Raw genomic sequence first — 15,816 nt, 5'->3', positions numbered from 1 at the left:
CCGCATCCTGCCGCGCTCGGATGACTCGCGAGTGGCCTGTGGGCAGCCGGGGGGTGACCCCCGGGCTCTCGTACACCTGTCTGGGGCGCATGATGGCGCACGGTGACGGATGATGAGCCCCCTGTGCTTCCCGAGGAGGGTGGCGACGCGTTCCTTCGCCCGCTTCATGGGAACTGGTGTTGCGGTATCGACCCGAAGCCCCCCGGGTTCCCGTAGGTCCACCTGGTGGGAGGGCTCCTCGGGGCCCCTGTCGAAGGAGTACAGCATGATACGTGTGCAAGTCGCCCATGCGGCCGGTCTCTTCCGCTCCGCCCTGGTGGCCCTGTTGCGTGTCGAAGCGGACTTCGACGTGTCGTTCGGCCCACCCGGGCCCCTCGCGGACTACCCGGACCTCGGCCACCCGGCCGAGGTCCGGGTGACCGACGCGGAGGACCTGCTGACGGGCCGGGCCGGGTGTCCCGGGCGGGCGGGAGGTGCCGGGTTACTGGTGCTGGCCACCGCCCACCGGCCCGGCGTGCTGCGCCGCGCCTTCGAAGCGGGTGCGCTCGGATACGTCGACAAGGAGGGCTCCCCGGGGCGATTAGTCGAGGGAATCCACGCGGTCGCGAGGGGAGAGCGGTACGTCGACGTGTCACTGGCCGTCGGTCTCCTGCGCGCCACGGAGATTCCCCTGACTCCGAGGGAGTTGTCCGTACTGTCCCTCGCCGCCGAAGGCGCCTGCGTCGGCGAGATCGCGCTCGCCCTGCACCTGTCCCGGGGCACCGTGCGCAACTACCTGGCGGCGTCCATCCGCAAGACCGGCGCCCGCAACCGGGTCGACGCGATACGCATCGCGCGCGGGGCGGGCTGGGTGTGAGCCGGCTGCGGGTGAGCCGCCTGGGTGCGAGCCGGTCGGGCATGAGCCGGTCGGGCGTGAGGCGGCCGGGTGTGAGGCGGCCGGGTGTGAGCCGGTCCGCTCAGGATGCCGCCGCCGTGCCGTCGGCGGCCCGGTGCGTTCCCTCGTCGTGCCAGTGGCCGGTCAGGTTCCGGTAGAGGGCGGACCGTTCCAGCAGTTCCCGGTGCGTCCCGCAGTCCGCCCGGATTCCGTCCAGTACGAGGACCCGGTCGGCGCGCAGCGCGGAGGACATCCGGTGCGCCACCACGACCAGCGCCCCCGGCCGCGCGGCCAGGGCCCGCTCCACCCGGTCCTCCGTCTCCTGGTCCAGGTGGCAGGTCGCCTCGTCCAGTACGAGGAGCGGGGCGGGCGACAGATGGGCGCGGGCCAGGGTCAGCAACTGCCGTTCCCCCTGCGACAGTTCACTCGGTACGAGGAGGGCGTCCTGGCCGCCGAGCCGGTCGATCAACGGCCCCAGGTGCAGCGCGGCGACCGTCTCCGCGACCTCGGCGTCCGTCGCGCCGGGGCGCAGGTGGGTGAGGTTGTCGCGGACGCTCGCGGTGAAGACGTACGCCTCCTGGGGGACGAGCGCACGCAGCAGGGCCAGTTCGGCGGGGGGACGGCCCCGGACGCACCGGCCGCCGATGAGGGCCGTTCCCCGGTCGGGAGGCAGTAGCCCCGCGAGGACGTTGGCCAGCGTGGACTTGCCGATGCCGCTGGGCCCCACCACCGCGAGGTGCTCCCCGGGGCCGACGGTCAGATGGAGGCCGTCGAGTACGGGGCGGGCGCCCGGCCCGTACGCGAGGCCGACGGCGCGCAGTTCGGCGGCGGGGGACGGCTCTGCGGTGCGGGACGGTGCGGCGGTGCGGGACGGCTCTGCGGTGCGCGGCCGCCCGGCGTCGCCGGCCACGTCGCTCGGGCTGCTCGCACCGCCGGTCGGCGGCCCGGCTGCCTCCGTCTCGTGTGTGAACCTGTCCAGGACCACCAGCAGCCGGGTGCCCGCCGCGCCCAGGGCCGTCATCAGCGTGTGCAGGGCAGGGAGCAGCGACTGTACGAGGTAGGTGAGCGCACCCGTCAGCGCACCCGCGGTGAGGCCCCGGTCAAGCAGCCACGGGACGGCCACCAGGAGGAGTACGGGCGGGAGTTGGCCGGCCACCCCGAGCGCGAGGACCCGCACCGCCGACCAGCGCGCCAGCACGCCCGCCGCGCGTTCGGCCGCCTGCGCCGCCCCGGCGGCCCGCGCGCCCACCTCGGCCTGCACCCCGCAGGCCACCACGTCGCGCAGCCCGGCGCCGGCCGCGCGCGTCCGGTCGGTGAACTCCTCCTCCGCGTCCAGGAAGGCCCGCTGGGCGTCGGCCATCGGCCGCAGCGTCGCCAGGAAGAGCCCGAGCCCCAGCACCAGCGGAGGGGCCGTGACCACCAGCAACTCCGGTGCCAGCGCGAACAGTCCGGCGAGCGCGCCCACCGCCGTGAACACGAACGACCGGGCCGTGAGCACAAGACCGGCGAAGCTGTCCCGGGCGATCTCGCTCTGCTGGGCGACCCGTGAGACGGCGCTGCCGGACCCCGTGGTGCCGTCCCGGCCGGACCCCGTACCGTCGCGGCCGCCCACGGCCCGGTGCAGGGCCTGGTCCACCGCGCGCCGTACCAGCGCGTCCCTGAACGGCTCGACCAGTGCCGCGAGTTGGGTGAAGACGCCGCGGGCGACCGGTCCGCCCGCGAGGATCGCGAGCGCGGCGAGGGCCAGCCACGCCGCGCCGGTGCCCGCCCTCCCCGCCAGGAAGCCCCGGTCGAGCGCCTGCGCGAGGCAGTAGCCGCCGAGGAACGTCTGCGCCGACTCCACCAGCGACCACGCCGTGATCCGCGCCAGCACGGACTTGCGCCGGGCGAAGAACCGCTTCCCGTCCCGCCGCAGCCAGGCGCGCCCGGACCCGGCCCGCCCGGTCCCGCTCCGATCGCGAGAGGACGCGCCCCGGCCGCGCCCGGCGGCCTCCCGGGCGCTCACGCCTGCCCCTCAGGGCCGCCGTCGGCCGCGGCGAAGACCGCCCGGTAGGCCCGCTGCTGCCACAGCTGCCGGTGCGCGCCCACCGCCCGTACCCGCCCCTCGTCCAGCCAGACGACCAGGTCCGCGCGGGCGGCGGAGGAGAGCCGGTGTGCGACGCACAGCCGGGTGCCGGGGCCGACGTCGCGGGCGAGGGCCTCCTCGACGCGCCGCTCCGTCGCCGTGTCCAGGCTGGAGGTCGCGTCGTCGAGCACGAGGAGCCGTCCGGCGTGCGCGAACGCCCTTGCCAGGCCCAGGCGTTGGAACTCCCCGCCGGAGAGCGGTGCGTCGCCCGGCGCGGTGTCGTACCCCTGCGGCAGCAGTCGTACGAAGTCGTCGGCGCCCGCCGCCTCGGCCGCCGCCCGCACCTCGGCGGGCGACGCCGTGCGCGCACCCGAGGCGAGCGCGGCCAGGAGGGTGTCCCCGAAGAGCGCCGGTCGCTCGAACGCGTACCCCACCTCACGGCGCAGCTCCCGCGCCCCGACGTCCCGCAGCGGTACCCCGTCCAGCAGTACGGTCCCCGCGTCCGGGTCGCACAGCCGCCCCGCGACCGCCGCCAGGGTCGACTTGCCCGCCCCGCTGCGGCCGACCACGGCCGTGGTCGTACCTCCGGGGAGCACCAGCGACACCCCGCGCAGCAGGAACTTCCCGTCCTGCACGACATCGACGCCGCGCAGTTCGAGGGTGCCGGGGCCGCCCGGCGGGAGCCCCCGCGCACCGTGCGGGAGGCCGGGCAGATCCAGTACTTCGGCCACCCGGCGGGCGGCGGTGCGGCTGCGCACCAGCGAGCCGACGAGGCCCGCCACCGCTCCGACCCCTGCGGCGAGCGCCGCGTACCGCGACGCGGCGAGGAGTTCGCCGACGGTCATCCGCCCCGAGACCACGCCCAGGCCGCCGACCAGCACGACGGCGGTCGTCAGGAGGGGGAGCAGGACGCCGCTGCGCGCCACGGCACGGCCGTGCACGACCCACATGCGGCGTCCCTGGACGCCCAGTTCGGGCAGCGGGGCCAGGATCCGGGCGCGCTCGCGGCCCGCGGTGCCCGCGGCGGCGATGCTGCGCGCCCCGGCCAGCGCCTCGGTCAGCAGCGACGCGAGGGTGGACTGGACCTGCTGGTAGCGGGCGATGCTGTCGGACGACCCGACGGCGAAGGCGCGCAGCACCACCAGCAGCAGCGGCAGGCCGGCCGCGAACGCCAGCGCGCACCAGAGGTCGACGAGGGCCAGCGCGACGAGCGCGCCGACCGGGGTGATCAGTGCCGCGGCCAGGCCCGCGGCGGCACCCGGCGCGGCACCGGCCTCGGTCGCGTTGGCGGACAGCCGGGTCGCGGTGTCGCCCGGTGCGAAGCGGGCGGCGTCCCGCGGCGCGGAGCCCAGCAGCCGGGACACTCCCCGGGTGCGCAGCCACGCGGTCGACCTGGCCTGCGCGGTTCCGGTGAACAGGGCTTCGGCGGCCTCCAGCACCACTTCGGCGAGCACCAGCACGGCGCACAGCACGAGCCAGCCCCTGGCCGCCGGGTCGCGCGAGAGCAGCAGGTCCAGGGTGCGCCCGACGACGGCGGGCAGCGCGACGGCCGCGCAGGCGGAGAGCGCGGACGCGGTGAACACACCAGCCGCGCGCCCCTTGTTGCGCCGGGCCGCGGCCAGCAGGACCGAGTCCCCCGGGGCGGTCGGGCGCTTCCGCTTCTGGTCCTTCTTCCGCACGGGCGGCGCCCCACTCCCTCGTACTCGCGTCTCGTACCTGCGTCTCGTGCCTGTGTCGTCGCGTCACTTGCGCGGGCTCTCGCAGTACGGGCCCCGGGCGAGGAAATCCGCCCGGGGCCCGCACTTCTGACGGTGCGTCAGTGTCCTGACGGTGAGTCAGTTACAGGTGGTGACGCTCAGGCTGCTGTCGCCGCAGAGCAGCAGGCTCGCGCGGCTGCCGCCACCGCCGCCGCCCATGGCCTCTTCCTTCGGGGTCTCCATCGACTGCAGGTCGAGAATGCTCATGATGTTTCCTCTCACTGGGGACGGTCATCTTGCGGTACGGCCCCGGAAAGGGGCCGGCTCGTGGGCCGCCGGAAGGGCGGCAGGAAGGGCAGCTGCGCGGACCGGCCGTCGACGGTCGGAGAACCGGAGGCGGCGGCGAGTGCCAGCAGACAACCGGCGGTGCCGGTCGCGAGGTCCATGGAAAGGCGCATCATCTGCTCGCCGGGGAAGGCGAGCCGGCCCTGGTGGGGCACGGCGTGCCAGGCGAGCGCGTCGATCTGGCGCCGCACGTCGGCGGGCCCGGTGCCGGGGCCGCCGGTCGTCGTGCGGCTCAGATGGAGCACCATGCCCGCGGCGCCCCGGAACAGTCCGGGCTGCGCGTAGAAGGTGGCCTGCGCGGCGGCCACGATGTCCCGGCGCGCCCGCTCGAAGTCGCCGTCGGGGCCGCCGGGGTCGGGCCGGTGGGCGAGGAGGTCGTCGAGGACCATCCCGATGCCGACGCTGCCCGCTCCGAGGTACGGCATGGTGCGCCAGCCCTCGTCGACCTGGAGGGTGCCGCTCGCACCGCGCACGCACCGGTCGAGGTCACGGCGCAGCGCGTCGGCGGCCAGGTCGGGCAGGGCGGCGTCGCCGGTGCGTTCGTACAGCCGCAGGAAGAGGAGGGCGCTGCCGGAGGCTCCGTACAGGAGCCCGGCGCGCGGCGCCTTCCCCCGGGGTGCGCCGCCGTGCGGTCGCGCGACCAGGTCCGCGCAGCGCAGCGCCGCGTCGTGCAGGGCGCTCTCGCCGGTCGCCGTACCGAGCGCGTCGAGGGCGAGGCCGAGCCCGGCGAGGCCGCTGTGCAGGTCGGGGCCGATGGCCTCCCACGGCTGGGCGAGGACGAGCTCGGCGAGTTCCAGCGCGCGGGCGCGGTGGCCGAGCCGGTCCAGCGTCCAGGCGACGCCCGCCAGACCGTCGTAGAAACCGAGCGGAGTGCCGGAGTCCGGCTCCTTCGTACGGGCCAGCAGCCACTCCTCGCCCGCTGCGGATCGGCCGGCACCGCTCTCGGCCAGCGCGTACAGCACCCCGGCCGTGCCGTATCCGAAGCTGTGGCCGCCGCCGGTGGTGGCGAACTGGGCGATGTCGCCGGGGAAACACCGGTCATCGCGGCCGGGCGTCGCCGTGGCCAGGATCGCGCCCGCGAGGGAGTCGCGGCTGTCCGGCCAGTCGCCGGGTTCGACGGGAAGATACGGCCGCGCGCCCGCGCCGCCCGCCGCACTCGCCGCGCCCGGCGCCGCATTCACCGTTCCCGCCGCCGCACTCGCCGCGCCCGTCGGTGTCTGGGCCGCGCCCGTCGGTACCTGGGCCGTGCCCGCCGGTGCCTGCGGATCGCGCAGTATCTCCTCGACCGCCTCCCGCAGGAAGGATTCCGCGACCGGGAACTGCCGGGCCGCGATCGTGGCCAGATGGGCCGCCTTCGTACGGTCCAGTGCGAGCAGGCTGGTCAGCGGTATGAACAGCGAGAGCCGCAGACAGGCCAGCGCGTACCGGTCGACGTCGAAGCCGCGCCGGTCGGCGGGTGCCACGAACGCCGGATTGGCGACGGTCTGCCGCCGGTTCTCGACGGCCGGAGCGGCGGCCTCGAAGTCGAGCAGAGCCACCGACGACTCGTCGTCGGACACCATGATGTTGAACAGGTGCAGGTCGTTGAAGACCACCCCGCGCTCGTGGACGGCGGCCACCGCCTCCGTCACCAGCGCGTGGATGCGCAGCGCCCACGCGGTGTAGTCGGCGAGCCGCTCGGGCCCCTGATCGGCCTCGATCAGCGGGTGGCGGCGGGCGAAGAAGGAGTTGAGCGGCTTGCCCTCGACGAATTCGAGGACCAGGAAGTGGTGGTCGCCCAGCACGAAGGAGTCCAGCACCTCGGGCGTGCAGCCGAGCCCGGACAGCCGCTCCAGCGCGTCCTGTTCGCGCTTCAGCCGGGCCACCGCGTCCGCCCCGTCGGCGGCGAGCCCCGCGTGCGGCCTGGCCTCCTTGAGGACGACCCTGGCCCCGGTCCTGCGGTCCTTCCCCGCGTACACCCCGCCGCCGTTGGAGAAGTGCAGCGCCTCCTCGATCACGTACGGCATGTCCGCGACGGTCGCGGCGGACCGTGCGTCGAGGTGCGGCCGCAGCCACTCGGGCGGCTCGATCCACTCCGGCACGCGGAAGGCGGGCCCGCGCACGTCGGGCACGAGCACCCCCTCGGCGTTCTCCAGGGCCGGCTGCTGCTCGCCGTTCTCGTCGTAACAGTCCCGCCGGGTGAAGCTGCCGTACCGCAGGTACACCGGACCCGCGCCCCAGCGCAGATCGCTCAGGACGTACGGTCCCTGCGATCCGGCGAGCACCGCGTCCAGGTCGGCGGCGACGGTCCGGCACTGCTCGTCGTCGGCCGGATAGACGGTGATGAACTTGCCGCTGGCCGCGCGGTCCGCGTACTTGGCGTTGCGGTTGTGCAGCAGGTACCGGCTCGGTACGAACTTGAAGGCGATGGAGCGCGGCAGGCAGTACGCCATGACCCGCTCAAGGACCGACTCCGCGTTGTCGAGCGTGGCCGACACGTGGATCTTCCAGCCCTGGGCGGGCAGCCGGCAGGCCACGGGGCGCAGCGCGAGCCAGTCCGCCGACCGGTGCCGCTGCCAGCCGTCGGGCACCGGCAGCGTGGCCGCCGCGTACAGGGCGCCCCTGCCGCCCTGGGCATCGGTGCTCATCCGGTGCGGCGCGTCGTAGAAGTGCCGGTCCGCGTCGCAGAACACGGCATACCCCTTGTTCACGCGCTCTCCTTCGCCTGCTTCCGATCTGCTGACGGACAGAATCTGTCACGCGGTCGCCGGGCCGGACAGTCACAACTGTCACCATCCGACCGTGCGGAACTCATAGGTAACCGGCGGGAATCGACGGTGGATCAGCACTCTTGACCTCAAGTGCGCTTGAGGTTGCAGGATCGTGTCCATGAACAGCGACGCACTGCACACCGAGATCCGCGCCCTGACCGACCGGGCCGAGATCACCGACCTCTTCGACCGCTACCTGCACTCGCTCGACGACCCCGGCCAGGAGTACGACGAGAACTGGGCCGCCGCCTTCTTCACGGCGGACGCGAGCACCGCGACGCCCGCCGGGGAGGTGCGCGGACGCGGCGCGGTCCGCGCGAACGTGGCGACGGCGATGCGGCTCTTCACCCGCACCGTGCACTTCGGCTCGAACTACGTGATCGAGGTCGACGGCGACCTGGCCACCCTGCGCGGCAACCAGCTCAGCACCCATGTCCTGGCCTCCGACGGGGAGTTGTTCGTCTCCGGCGGCCGCACCGACAACGCACTCGTCCGCACCGCCGCGGGCTGGCGGCTGAGCCGGGCGGACCTGCACATCGCCTGGACGCAGGGCAGCCCGCCGGTGCTGCCGCCCGAACTCGGTGGCACCGGGGGCTCCTTGCAGGGCGCCTCGCAGGGCGCGTCGCACCGCTAGCCGGACCTCGCTACCCGGCGTCCGTCACCCAGGTCGTCCTGTCCTCGTGCTCGCCGACCACCATCCACGGGCAGGCCAGGCGCAGCGCGTCGGCCAGCAGCCGTACGTCGTTCGCCGGCGGGTTGAAGGCCGCCCGGGTGCGGTAGGTCCTGCGGCCCACCCGCAGTTCCAGGACACTTTCCCCGCTGCCCTCGGTCGAGCGGTAGCCCACGGTGAGCGGCCGCAGCGCCGTCACCGAGGAGAGCGGGTGCGTGGTCTCGGTGCCGCTGCGCTGCCGCAGCACCAGGACCGCCGGCGGGCCCGGCCGGATGCCGACCGTCACGACGATGCCGCTGCTCCAGTCGCGCCGCCGGGGGAGGGCGCTGTGGAACATCTCCCAGTGGAAGGGGAGGGGGCCGGTGTTCAACTCCTCGGTCGCGGGGTGGTCAGGGGGTCAGGACGGCGTGTCGAAGTTCCACACCGCGCGGGGGCCGGGGCCGACGGTCAGCGTCGAGCTGCCGAGGCGTTCCTCGTGGCGGTGCTTGGCGGGCCGGTTGAGCGCCATCCCCACCTGTCGCAGCCCCACCCTCTCCCGCGGCACGGCGTCGAGCCTGATCGTGGTGGTGCCGCCCCGCGCGACGACGCCGTCCCCCGCCACGTCGCGTACGGCGAACCCGCCCGCCCGCAGCAGCGGCACCGTATTGGCGAGGTCGCGTGCGGTGACCGCGAGGCGAATGGACGTCACGTCGCGCATCATGCGGTCGCGGTAGACGTCGGGCAGCACGCGCTCGCGGCCCACGTCGCCGGGGTAGTTGGGAGGCTCGGTCTTGCTGCGCGGGTCGGCGAAGTACTCCTGCCGGTTCTCCATCCCCCAGGCCCCGAAGGAGTCGTAGACGTCGGTGGTGAACACGGCGTCGAACCACGGCACCGGGATCCCGTCGCCGAAGTCGCGCGTCTGGTGGTACTCGACCGGATGCTCGACCCCCTGGTCCCGCAACCGCTGGATCACCTTCGCCAGTTCGCCGCTCCGCTCGACCGAGATGCCCATCCCGGCGGCGCCGAGCGTGCCGTCCTGGCCGGGCAGGTCGCCCACCCCGAAGAGTTCGAGATAGGTCTCCCGGCCCAGCAGATAGCGGCCGGTCCAGGTCTGGCCGCCGGAGCCCGTGGTGGTGCGGACCTGGAAGTTGGCGAACTCGCGCAGATAGGCGGAGTGCTCGACGGCGTCGGCGGTGGCCCGGTCGAGGACGCCGTAGGCGTGGTTGTAGAGCAGCAACTGCCGCTGTCCGGAAGGCAGTTGGTCCTTCCCGGCCGGGGCGGCCAGCGCGCTTTCCTGGGCCGCTCCGGTGAGGGCGACGGTGGGGACGACGGCCAGTTGCAGTACTCGGCGACGCAGCATGCGAAGCATCGTAGAGCGCGGAGTACCGGTCACGACGGCAATTTCGGACAGATTCGGTACCACTTCGCGCCGGACGACGCGGTGCGGTGATCACAATGGTGTACGTACGACCACGGCTGTACGCGCCACAGCGGTACGGCCACGGCTGTACGCAACCACGGCTGTACGCACCACGGCGACGACGGAGGAACAGCACCATGCGCACCACGGCCCAAGTCCTTGACGGCACCGGCACCCCCGCCCCGGCCGACCCGTGGGAAGGGGTGGACCCGGAAGAGCTGGCCCGTGCCGCGCGAGCGCAGTTCGCGCGGCCGGTGCCCGGCATCGAGGACATGGCCGGCTACCTCGCCGCCCAGGTCGCCGACGACTCCCACCGGGACGTCCTGGGACCGCTGTTGGACGGGAAGGACCCGAGCGGCGTCGTCGTACGGCGCGGCACGGTCCTCGCGTCGTGGGGCGACCCGGCCCGCGAGGAGATGGCGTACAGCGCGACGAAGAGCGTGCTGTCGCTGGTCGCGGGGATCGCGTACGACGACGGGCTGCTGCACCTCGACGCACCGGTGTCCGCCGCCGTCGGCCTGCCCCAGTTCGAGGGCGCGCACGGACGCGCGATCACCTGGCGCCACCTGCTGGACCAGACCAGCCAGTGGGAGGGCGAACTCTGGTCCAAGCCGACCTCCGTCGACGCGCAGAGCACCCGCGAGGGCACCGAGTCGGCCGGCGGTCCGCCGGGGGAGGGCTGGGCCTACAACGACGTACGCGTCAACCTCGCCGCCCTCGCCCTGACCGCGCTCGTCCGCCGCCCCCTGCCCGAGCTCCTCCAGGAGCGGATCATGACCCCGATCGGGGCCTCGCAGGACTGGTCCTGGCACGGCTACGACAACTCCGTCCTCGAACTCGACGGCGCCCGGCTGCCCGTCGTCTCCGGCGGCGCGCACTGGGGCGGCGGCCTGTGGATCAGCGCCCTGGACCTGGCCCGCCTCGGCCAACTGTGCCTGCGCGGCGGCCAGTGGGGCGGCCGGCAGGTCGTCTCGGCCCGCTGGGTGGACGAGCTGTGGACCCCGTGCGCGGTCAAGCCCGAGTACGGCCTGTCCTGGTGGCTCAACGACGACCGCACGGTCTGGCCCGCCGCCCCCACCACCGGCCGCTGCGCCCGGGGCAACGGCGGCACCCACCTCCTCTGGGTCGACCCGGCCCGCGACCTGGTGATCAGCTCCCGCTGGGGCGCAGGACCGGAAACCCTGCTGGCCGAGGTGTCGAAGGCAGTGGAACCGGCATGAGTCCGAGGTGTCAGGGGGGCAGGGGGGTGTCAGGGGGCGGCCCGCGCCAACCACCGGCGGGCCGCCTCCAGCACGCACTCCGGCGTGCCGACGACGAAGCTCTCCTCCGGCCGGCCGGAGGCGATGTCCGTGGTCGTCATGACGCGGGCCCGGAAGCCCTCGCCCGGAGCCCCCGGTTCGAACCAGACGCGCACGACCAGGACCCGGCCCGGCGGGGCCTGCGCGGGCGGCGCGCCGTCCGTGGGAATCACCGGAGCCTCCTGAACACCAGATCGGCCAGTTCCGCGGAGGGTTCGATACCGAGTTCTTTCATCAACAGCCGCTGGAATTCCTCGAATTGCCGTACCGCTTCGACGACGTTGTGCTCCGCCAGATGTACGAGGATCACCGCGCGCCGCGCGCTCTCCCGCAGCGGTTCGCAGCGCACCGCTTCGAGCGCGAACTCCAGGGAGGCCGCGTAGAGTCCGCGCGCCGTCAGGTGGTGCGCGGCGGCCTCAAGACCGTGCAGCCTCAGGTGGCGCAACCGTTCCCTTTCGAAGATCACCCAGTCCTCGTACCAGCCCGGGAGCAGCTCGGCACGGCGCACGGCGGGGAAGGCCGCGAGAGGGGCGGCCGCGCCGCCGGTGCCGTCGGGGAACCCGATGCGGTCAGGGAACCAGGTGCTGTCGAGGAACAGGGCCGAGCCCTCGACGAGTTCCGCCACGTCGATCCGTACGAAGTCCGCGAGCGTGAGCTGACCGCGGCCGACGTCGACCAGCCCGCCGACGGCCCTGTTGCAGCGCCAGATGGCCGTCCGCAGGCTGCCCATCGCGTGCTCCTCCCGGACGTCGCCCCAGAGGGTGCCCGCGGCCACCACCCGCGCCACCGGGCCCCTCAACGCGAGGAACGCCAGCAGGCGTTGGGCACTGGCCAGCGGGGTGACCCGGATGCCGTCCACCTCCAGGCGGAAGCCGTCGAGCATCTCCAGTCTGACGGCGCGCCCCGGGGAATCCGCCGCGTGCGGTGTCCCCGGTGTGTGCGGTGCCCCTGGAGTGTGCGGTGCCCCTGGCGTGTGCGGTGCCTCCGGTACCTGCGATGACAAGACTTCTGGCAGCACGAACCTCGCCCCCCTCTTGCCGAGCTGTTCAGCGTGGTGGGCCCGCGACGCCGCGTCAACGCGTTCCCGCAACCGGGTGCCCGTGCCGGCGGCTCCACCGGCGGGCGCGGTGACGCGCCCGTGACGGGGCCGTGACGCCCCTCGTCGTACGGTCCCGGCCAGCACGGTCCGCGCAGCAGGGCGCGCGGCACGGCTGGACCGGAGACGAGGGCGCCATGACCGCCGCAACCCCCTACCCCGGCGTATACATCCAGGAGATCCCCAGCGGGGTGCGGGCGATCACCGGGGTGGCCACGTCGATCACCGCGTTCGTCGGCAGGACCCGGCGCGGCCCCGTCGACACGGCGACGACCCTCTTCGGATTCGCCGACTACGAGCGGGTGTTCGGCGGCCTGTGGGCGGACAGTACGGTCGGTTTCGCCGTACGGGACTTCTTCGCGGGCGGCGGTGGCGAGGCGGTCGTCGTCCGGGTGGCGAACGACGCCAAGCCCGCGGCCATCGACGTGGACACCCTGCCGCTCGAAGCGGCCGACCCGGGCTCGTGGGCCGACGGGCTGACGGCGGACGTCGTGCACGACGACGCGACGCTGCTGACGGACGTGGCCACCCGGCTCGGTGTCACCCCCGGCGACCTGTTCACGCTGACCGTCAACGACCCGGTGACCGGTGAGCAGGAGACCTTCCGCAACGTCACGGTGATCCAGAGCCCCCGCAGGCTCGACGGCGTGCTCACCGCATCCCGTCTGGTCCGGGTCCGCGGCAACCTGCCCGCCACCCGTCCGGCCGCGACGACCGGCGCGAAGGTGAAGACGAAGGGCACCGACGGGAAGGTGCTCGTCGCGGGCGACTACGTCGGCGGTACCCAGGCGGCGGCGCACCGGGGACTCTACGCGCTGGACCACACCGACCTGTTCAACCTCCTGGTGATTCCGCCTCCGACGACCGCGGGCGACACCCCGGCCGAGGTGTACCGGGCGGCGCTCAAGTACTGCTTCGACCGGCGGGCGGTGCTCCTGGTGGACGCGCCGACGACCCTGACCGTCGCCAAGCCCGCCGACGCGCTCGCCTCGCTGGGCCTGGCCGGGACGACGGCCTCCTACGCGGCGCTGTACTACCCGCGCATCCGGCAGACCGACCCGACGGCGGACGGACGGCTCACCACGTTCGTCGCGTCCGGTGCGGTGGCCGGTGCCATCGCCCGTACGGACGCCACCCGGGGCGTCTGGAAGGCACCGGCCGGCACCGACGCCGCGCTCGCCGGGGTCGCGGACCTGGACGCGAACCTCACCGACGCGGAGAACGGCAAGCTCAACCCGCTCGGCATCAACTGCCTGCGCTCGTTCCCTGTCGTCGGCCGGGTCGTCTGGGGCGCCCGCACGCTGCGCGGCGCGGACCTGCTCGCCGACGAGTACAAGTACCTCCCGGTGCGAAGGCTCGCGCTGTACATCGAGGAGAGCCTGTTCCGCGGCACCCAGTGGGTGGTGTTCGAGCCGAACCACGAGACGCTCTGGGCGCAGATCCGGCTGAACGTCGGGGCGTTCCTGCAAGGACTGTTCCGGCAGGGCGCGTTCCAGGGGGCCAGCGCGCGGGACGCGTACTTCGTCAAGTGCGACCGGGAGACGACGACGCCCACCGACGTGGAACTCGGCCGGGTCAACGTACGCGTCGGCTTCGCTCCGCTGCGGCCCGCCGAGTTCGTGGTGCTGCAGATCCAACAGATCGCCCAGGCGCAGGTCTAGCAGGTCCAGTGGGACCCAGGAGTCTTCGATGGCCCAGTTCACAGTCAACGGCGAGCGCTACGACCCGTACAAGAACTTCAAGTTCCGGGTGCTGTGGGACGGCCGGTACGTCGCAGGAGTCAGCAAGGTGGGCGCCCTGAAGCGCACCACCGAAGTGGTCAAGCACCGGGACGGCGGCGACGTGAGCACCAGCCGCAAGTCGCCGGGGCGCAGCGAGTACGAGGCGATCACCCTCGAACGCGGCGTCACCCACGACCCGGAGTTCGAACGCTGGGCCAACAAGGTCTGGAACTACGGGGCAGGACCCGGCACCGAGGTCTCGCTTCGCGACTTCCGCAAGGAGATCACCATCCAGGTCTACAACGAGGCCGGTCAGATCGCCCTGGCGTACAAGGTGTTCCGCTGCTGGGTCTCGGAGTTCCAGACGCTGCCCGAACTCGACGCCAACGCCAACGCGATCGCGATCCAGCACATCAAGCTGGAGAACGAGGGCTGGGAGCGCGACTACGAGGTGTCCGAGCCGACGGAACCGACCTTCCTCGAACCGAGCGACTGAAGTGAGTACTGAAGTGAGTACTGAAGGTGAGTGAGGCCGTGCTGTCGCTGCCGGACCCCGCGTCGCTGCTCGCGCTCTGGGAAGAGGGTGGCCGACAGCCGCCGCTGGAGCGGGCGTTGACCCTGCTGTCGGCGGCCGGACCCGACCGGGCCGAGGGCGCCCGCTGGGACACCGGCAGCCGCGACGTGCTGCTCGCCCGGCTGCTGGAGGGCTTCACCGGGGCCACCGCCTGGGGCTGCGCCGAGTGCGCGGGGTGTGGTGCGGAGCTGGACGTGCCGGTCGACGTGGGGGCTCTGGCACGGCTGCCGGTGCGGGCGCCCGACGAGGTGCTGCGGACGGTGGTGGACGGTGTCACGGTGACCTACCGGCTGCCCAACACCCTTGATATGCAAGCCAGTTGCGTGGCGGGTGCCGAGCCTGCCGCCGTGTGTGCCGCACTGCTCGCCCGCTGCACCGGCGACGGTGGGCACGGACTCCCCGAGGGACTTGCAGGGGCGGTCGAGGCGGCCATGGGCGAGGCATCGCCTGCCGGGGCGATCAGTTTCGCGGTCTCCTGTCCCGAATGCGGGACACGGAGCGTGGTGGCCCTGGATGTCGCCGCGCTGCTGTGGGCCGAGGTGCAGCAGCGTGCCGTGGCGCTCCTCCACGAGGTGCACGCCCTGGCGGCGGCGTACGGCTGGACCGAGAGCGACGTACTGGCGCTGAGCCCGGTCCGCCGGGCCTGCTACCTGGAACTGGTCGGACGATGAGGGAACACGACGGATTTGTACGGCAGTTGGTGGACCGGACCCTCGGGGAGGTCCCGACGCTGAGGCCGCGGCCCCGGTCGGTGTTCGAGCCGGGTCCTGGCGTGCCGGAGGAGGTGGTTCCCGGGGGCGCCGCGCCCGTGACCGGCCCTGAGCCGGGCGTTCGAACAGCTGGGGACCGAGGGCTTCCTGCGGCCTCCGGTCAGGAGCGGTACGTACCGGAGAATGGATCGGCAGCAGCGGCGGCGGCGGTGCGGTGGGAAGCGGGGCGGGAGGTACTGGCGGATGGGCCGGTGGATGGGCTGCCGGTCGTGCCGTGGGGTGTGGCGCCGGACGTGTCGTCGGTCGTGCTGCCGGAAGCGCCGAGTGCCCGGACGGGGAGCCCGGACGGCGAGGCCCGGAAACCGGGCGTCCGTTCCGGGCGGGAGGTGGTGCTTCCTGGGCAGCCGCCTCGTCGGGTGCCTCCCGGGACGGGGCGCGTCGAGGGCCGCGACGGGCCGGTATCGTCTGCCTCTCGTGACGCCCAACTGTCGCCCGTACCAACGGATTTGTTGGTATCGGGATCGCCCGACAGGACGCCTTCGGTACGGGGCGAAGCCGCTCCCGTTCCCGCTCCCGCTCCCGTTTCCGACGGTGTTGCCCCGCCGCAGGCCGTGCGG

The 15,816-nt window shown here is 73.5% G+C and carries 14 protein-coding genes; 6 read left to right on the top strand and 8 right to left on the bottom strand.

The genetic code is table 11. From position 1 onward, the window contains the following. Positions 1-265: 265 nt before the first annotated feature. Positions 266-856 (top strand): DNA-binding response regulator, encoded by a 591-nt coding sequence (locus ACH4SP_RS00215; protein ID WP_398407909.1) that lies wholly within the window; start codon positions 266-268, stop codon positions 854-856. 100 nt (positions 857-956) lie between these two features. On the opposite strand, the gene ACH4SP_RS00210 is transcribed toward ACH4SP_RS00215, so the two are convergent. The 4 genes from ACH4SP_RS00210 to lanKC all read right to left on the bottom strand — a co-directional run bounded on the left by ACH4SP_RS00210 (position 957) and on the right by lanKC (position 7,671). Beyond that, positions 957-2,879: an ATP-binding cassette domain-containing protein gene (locus tag ACH4SP_RS00210; RefSeq protein WP_398407908.1), complete on the bottom strand. Its 1,923-nt coding sequence runs from the start codon at positions 2,877-2,879 to the stop codon at positions 957-959. After that, positions 2,876-4,618, bottom strand: a complete 1,743-nt coding sequence (locus ACH4SP_RS00205) for an ABC transporter ATP-binding protein (RefSeq protein WP_398407907.1) — start codon at positions 4,616-4,618, stop codon at positions 2,876-2,878. Before ACH4SP_RS00205 ends, ACH4SP_RS00210 begins: the two co-directional genes overlap by 4 nt. Positions 4,619-4,774: 156 nt before the next feature. Further along, on the bottom strand, positions 4,775-4,903 hold the full coding sequence (locus ACH4SP_RS00200; RefSeq protein ID WP_398407906.1) for a SapB/AmfS family lanthipeptide: 129 nt from the start codon (positions 4,901-4,903) through the stop codon (positions 4,775-4,777). 11 nt (positions 4,904-4,914) lie between these two features. Continuing rightward, on the bottom strand, positions 4,915-7,671 hold the full coding sequence (gene lanKC / locus ACH4SP_RS00195; RefSeq protein ID WP_398407905.1) for a class III lanthionine synthetase LanKC: 2,757 nt from the start codon (positions 7,669-7,671) through the stop codon (positions 4,915-4,917). 178 nt (positions 7,672-7,849) lie between these two features. Between lanKC and ACH4SP_RS00190 the strand changes: the two genes are divergently transcribed. Beyond that, on the top strand, positions 7,850-8,365 hold the full coding sequence (locus ACH4SP_RS00190) for a nuclear transport factor 2 family protein (RefSeq protein ID WP_398407904.1): 516 nt from the start codon (positions 7,850-7,852) through the stop codon (positions 8,363-8,365). 10 nt (positions 8,366-8,375) lie between these two features. On the opposite strand, the gene ACH4SP_RS00185 is transcribed toward ACH4SP_RS00190, so the two are convergent. Together ACH4SP_RS00185 and ACH4SP_RS00180 are read right to left on the bottom strand one after the other, a co-directional pair. Then, positions 8,376-8,771: a hypothetical protein gene (locus ACH4SP_RS00185; protein ID WP_398407903.1), complete on the bottom strand. Its 396-nt coding sequence runs from the start codon at positions 8,769-8,771 to the stop codon at positions 8,376-8,378. A gap of 27 nt (positions 8,772-8,798) precedes the next feature. After that, positions 8,799-9,740: a DUF5829 family protein gene (locus ACH4SP_RS00180; RefSeq protein WP_398407902.1), complete on the bottom strand. Its 942-nt coding sequence runs from the start codon at positions 9,738-9,740 to the stop codon at positions 8,799-8,801. A 197-nt stretch (positions 9,741-9,937) separates the two neighbouring features. On the opposite strand from ACH4SP_RS00180, the gene ACH4SP_RS00175 reads away from it, so the two are divergent. Further along, the gene (locus tag ACH4SP_RS00175) at positions 9,938-11,020 is read left to right on the top strand and encodes a serine hydrolase domain-containing protein (RefSeq protein ID WP_398407901.1); all 1,083 of its coding nucleotides are present in this window, start codon (positions 9,938-9,940) and stop codon (positions 11,018-11,020) included. 29 nt (positions 11,021-11,049) lie between these two features. On the opposite strand, the gene ACH4SP_RS00170 is transcribed toward ACH4SP_RS00175, so the two are convergent. Together ACH4SP_RS00170 and ACH4SP_RS00165 are read right to left on the bottom strand one after the other, a co-directional pair. After that, positions 11,050-11,271: a hypothetical protein gene (locus ACH4SP_RS00170; protein WP_398407900.1), complete on the bottom strand. Its 222-nt coding sequence runs from the start codon at positions 11,269-11,271 to the stop codon at positions 11,050-11,052. Continuing rightward, positions 11,268-11,981, bottom strand: a complete 714-nt coding sequence (locus ACH4SP_RS00165) for a BTAD domain-containing putative transcriptional regulator (RefSeq protein ID WP_398407899.1) — start codon at positions 11,979-11,981, stop codon at positions 11,268-11,270. Before ACH4SP_RS00165 ends, ACH4SP_RS00170 begins: the two co-directional genes overlap by 4 nt. 350 nt (positions 11,982-12,331) lie before the next feature. Between ACH4SP_RS00165 and ACH4SP_RS00160 the strand changes: the two genes are divergently transcribed. Genes ACH4SP_RS00160 through ACH4SP_RS00150 form a run of 3 tightly spaced genes read left to right on the top strand, consistent with a single transcriptional unit; the run spans position 12,332 to position 15,160 of the window. Continuing rightward, positions 12,332-13,855 (top strand): phage tail sheath family protein, encoded by a 1,524-nt coding sequence (locus tag ACH4SP_RS00160; RefSeq protein ID WP_398407898.1) that lies wholly within the window; start codon positions 12,332-12,334, stop codon positions 13,853-13,855. Between the two features lie 28 nt (positions 13,856-13,883). Beyond that, complete coding sequence (locus tag ACH4SP_RS00155; protein ID WP_398407897.1) at positions 13,884-14,411, top strand: phage tail protein; 528 nt, start codon at positions 13,884-13,886, stop codon at positions 14,409-14,411. 26 nt (positions 14,412-14,437) lie between these two features. Continuing rightward, positions 14,438-15,160, top strand: coding sequence for a hypothetical protein (locus ACH4SP_RS00150; protein ID WP_398407896.1), 723 nt, complete (start codon positions 14,438-14,440; stop codon positions 15,158-15,160). Positions 15,161-15,816: the final 656 nt, after the last annotated feature.

Origin of the sequence: Streptomyces sp. NPDC021093 (genome assembly GCF_044333135.1) — a bacterium.
Taxonomy (GTDB): domain Bacteria; phylum Actinomycetota; class Actinomycetes; order Streptomycetales; family Streptomycetaceae; genus Streptomyces.
The sequence above is the reverse complement of the archived record's forward strand: the minus strand, read 5'-3'. Positions and strand labels throughout refer to the sequence as shown.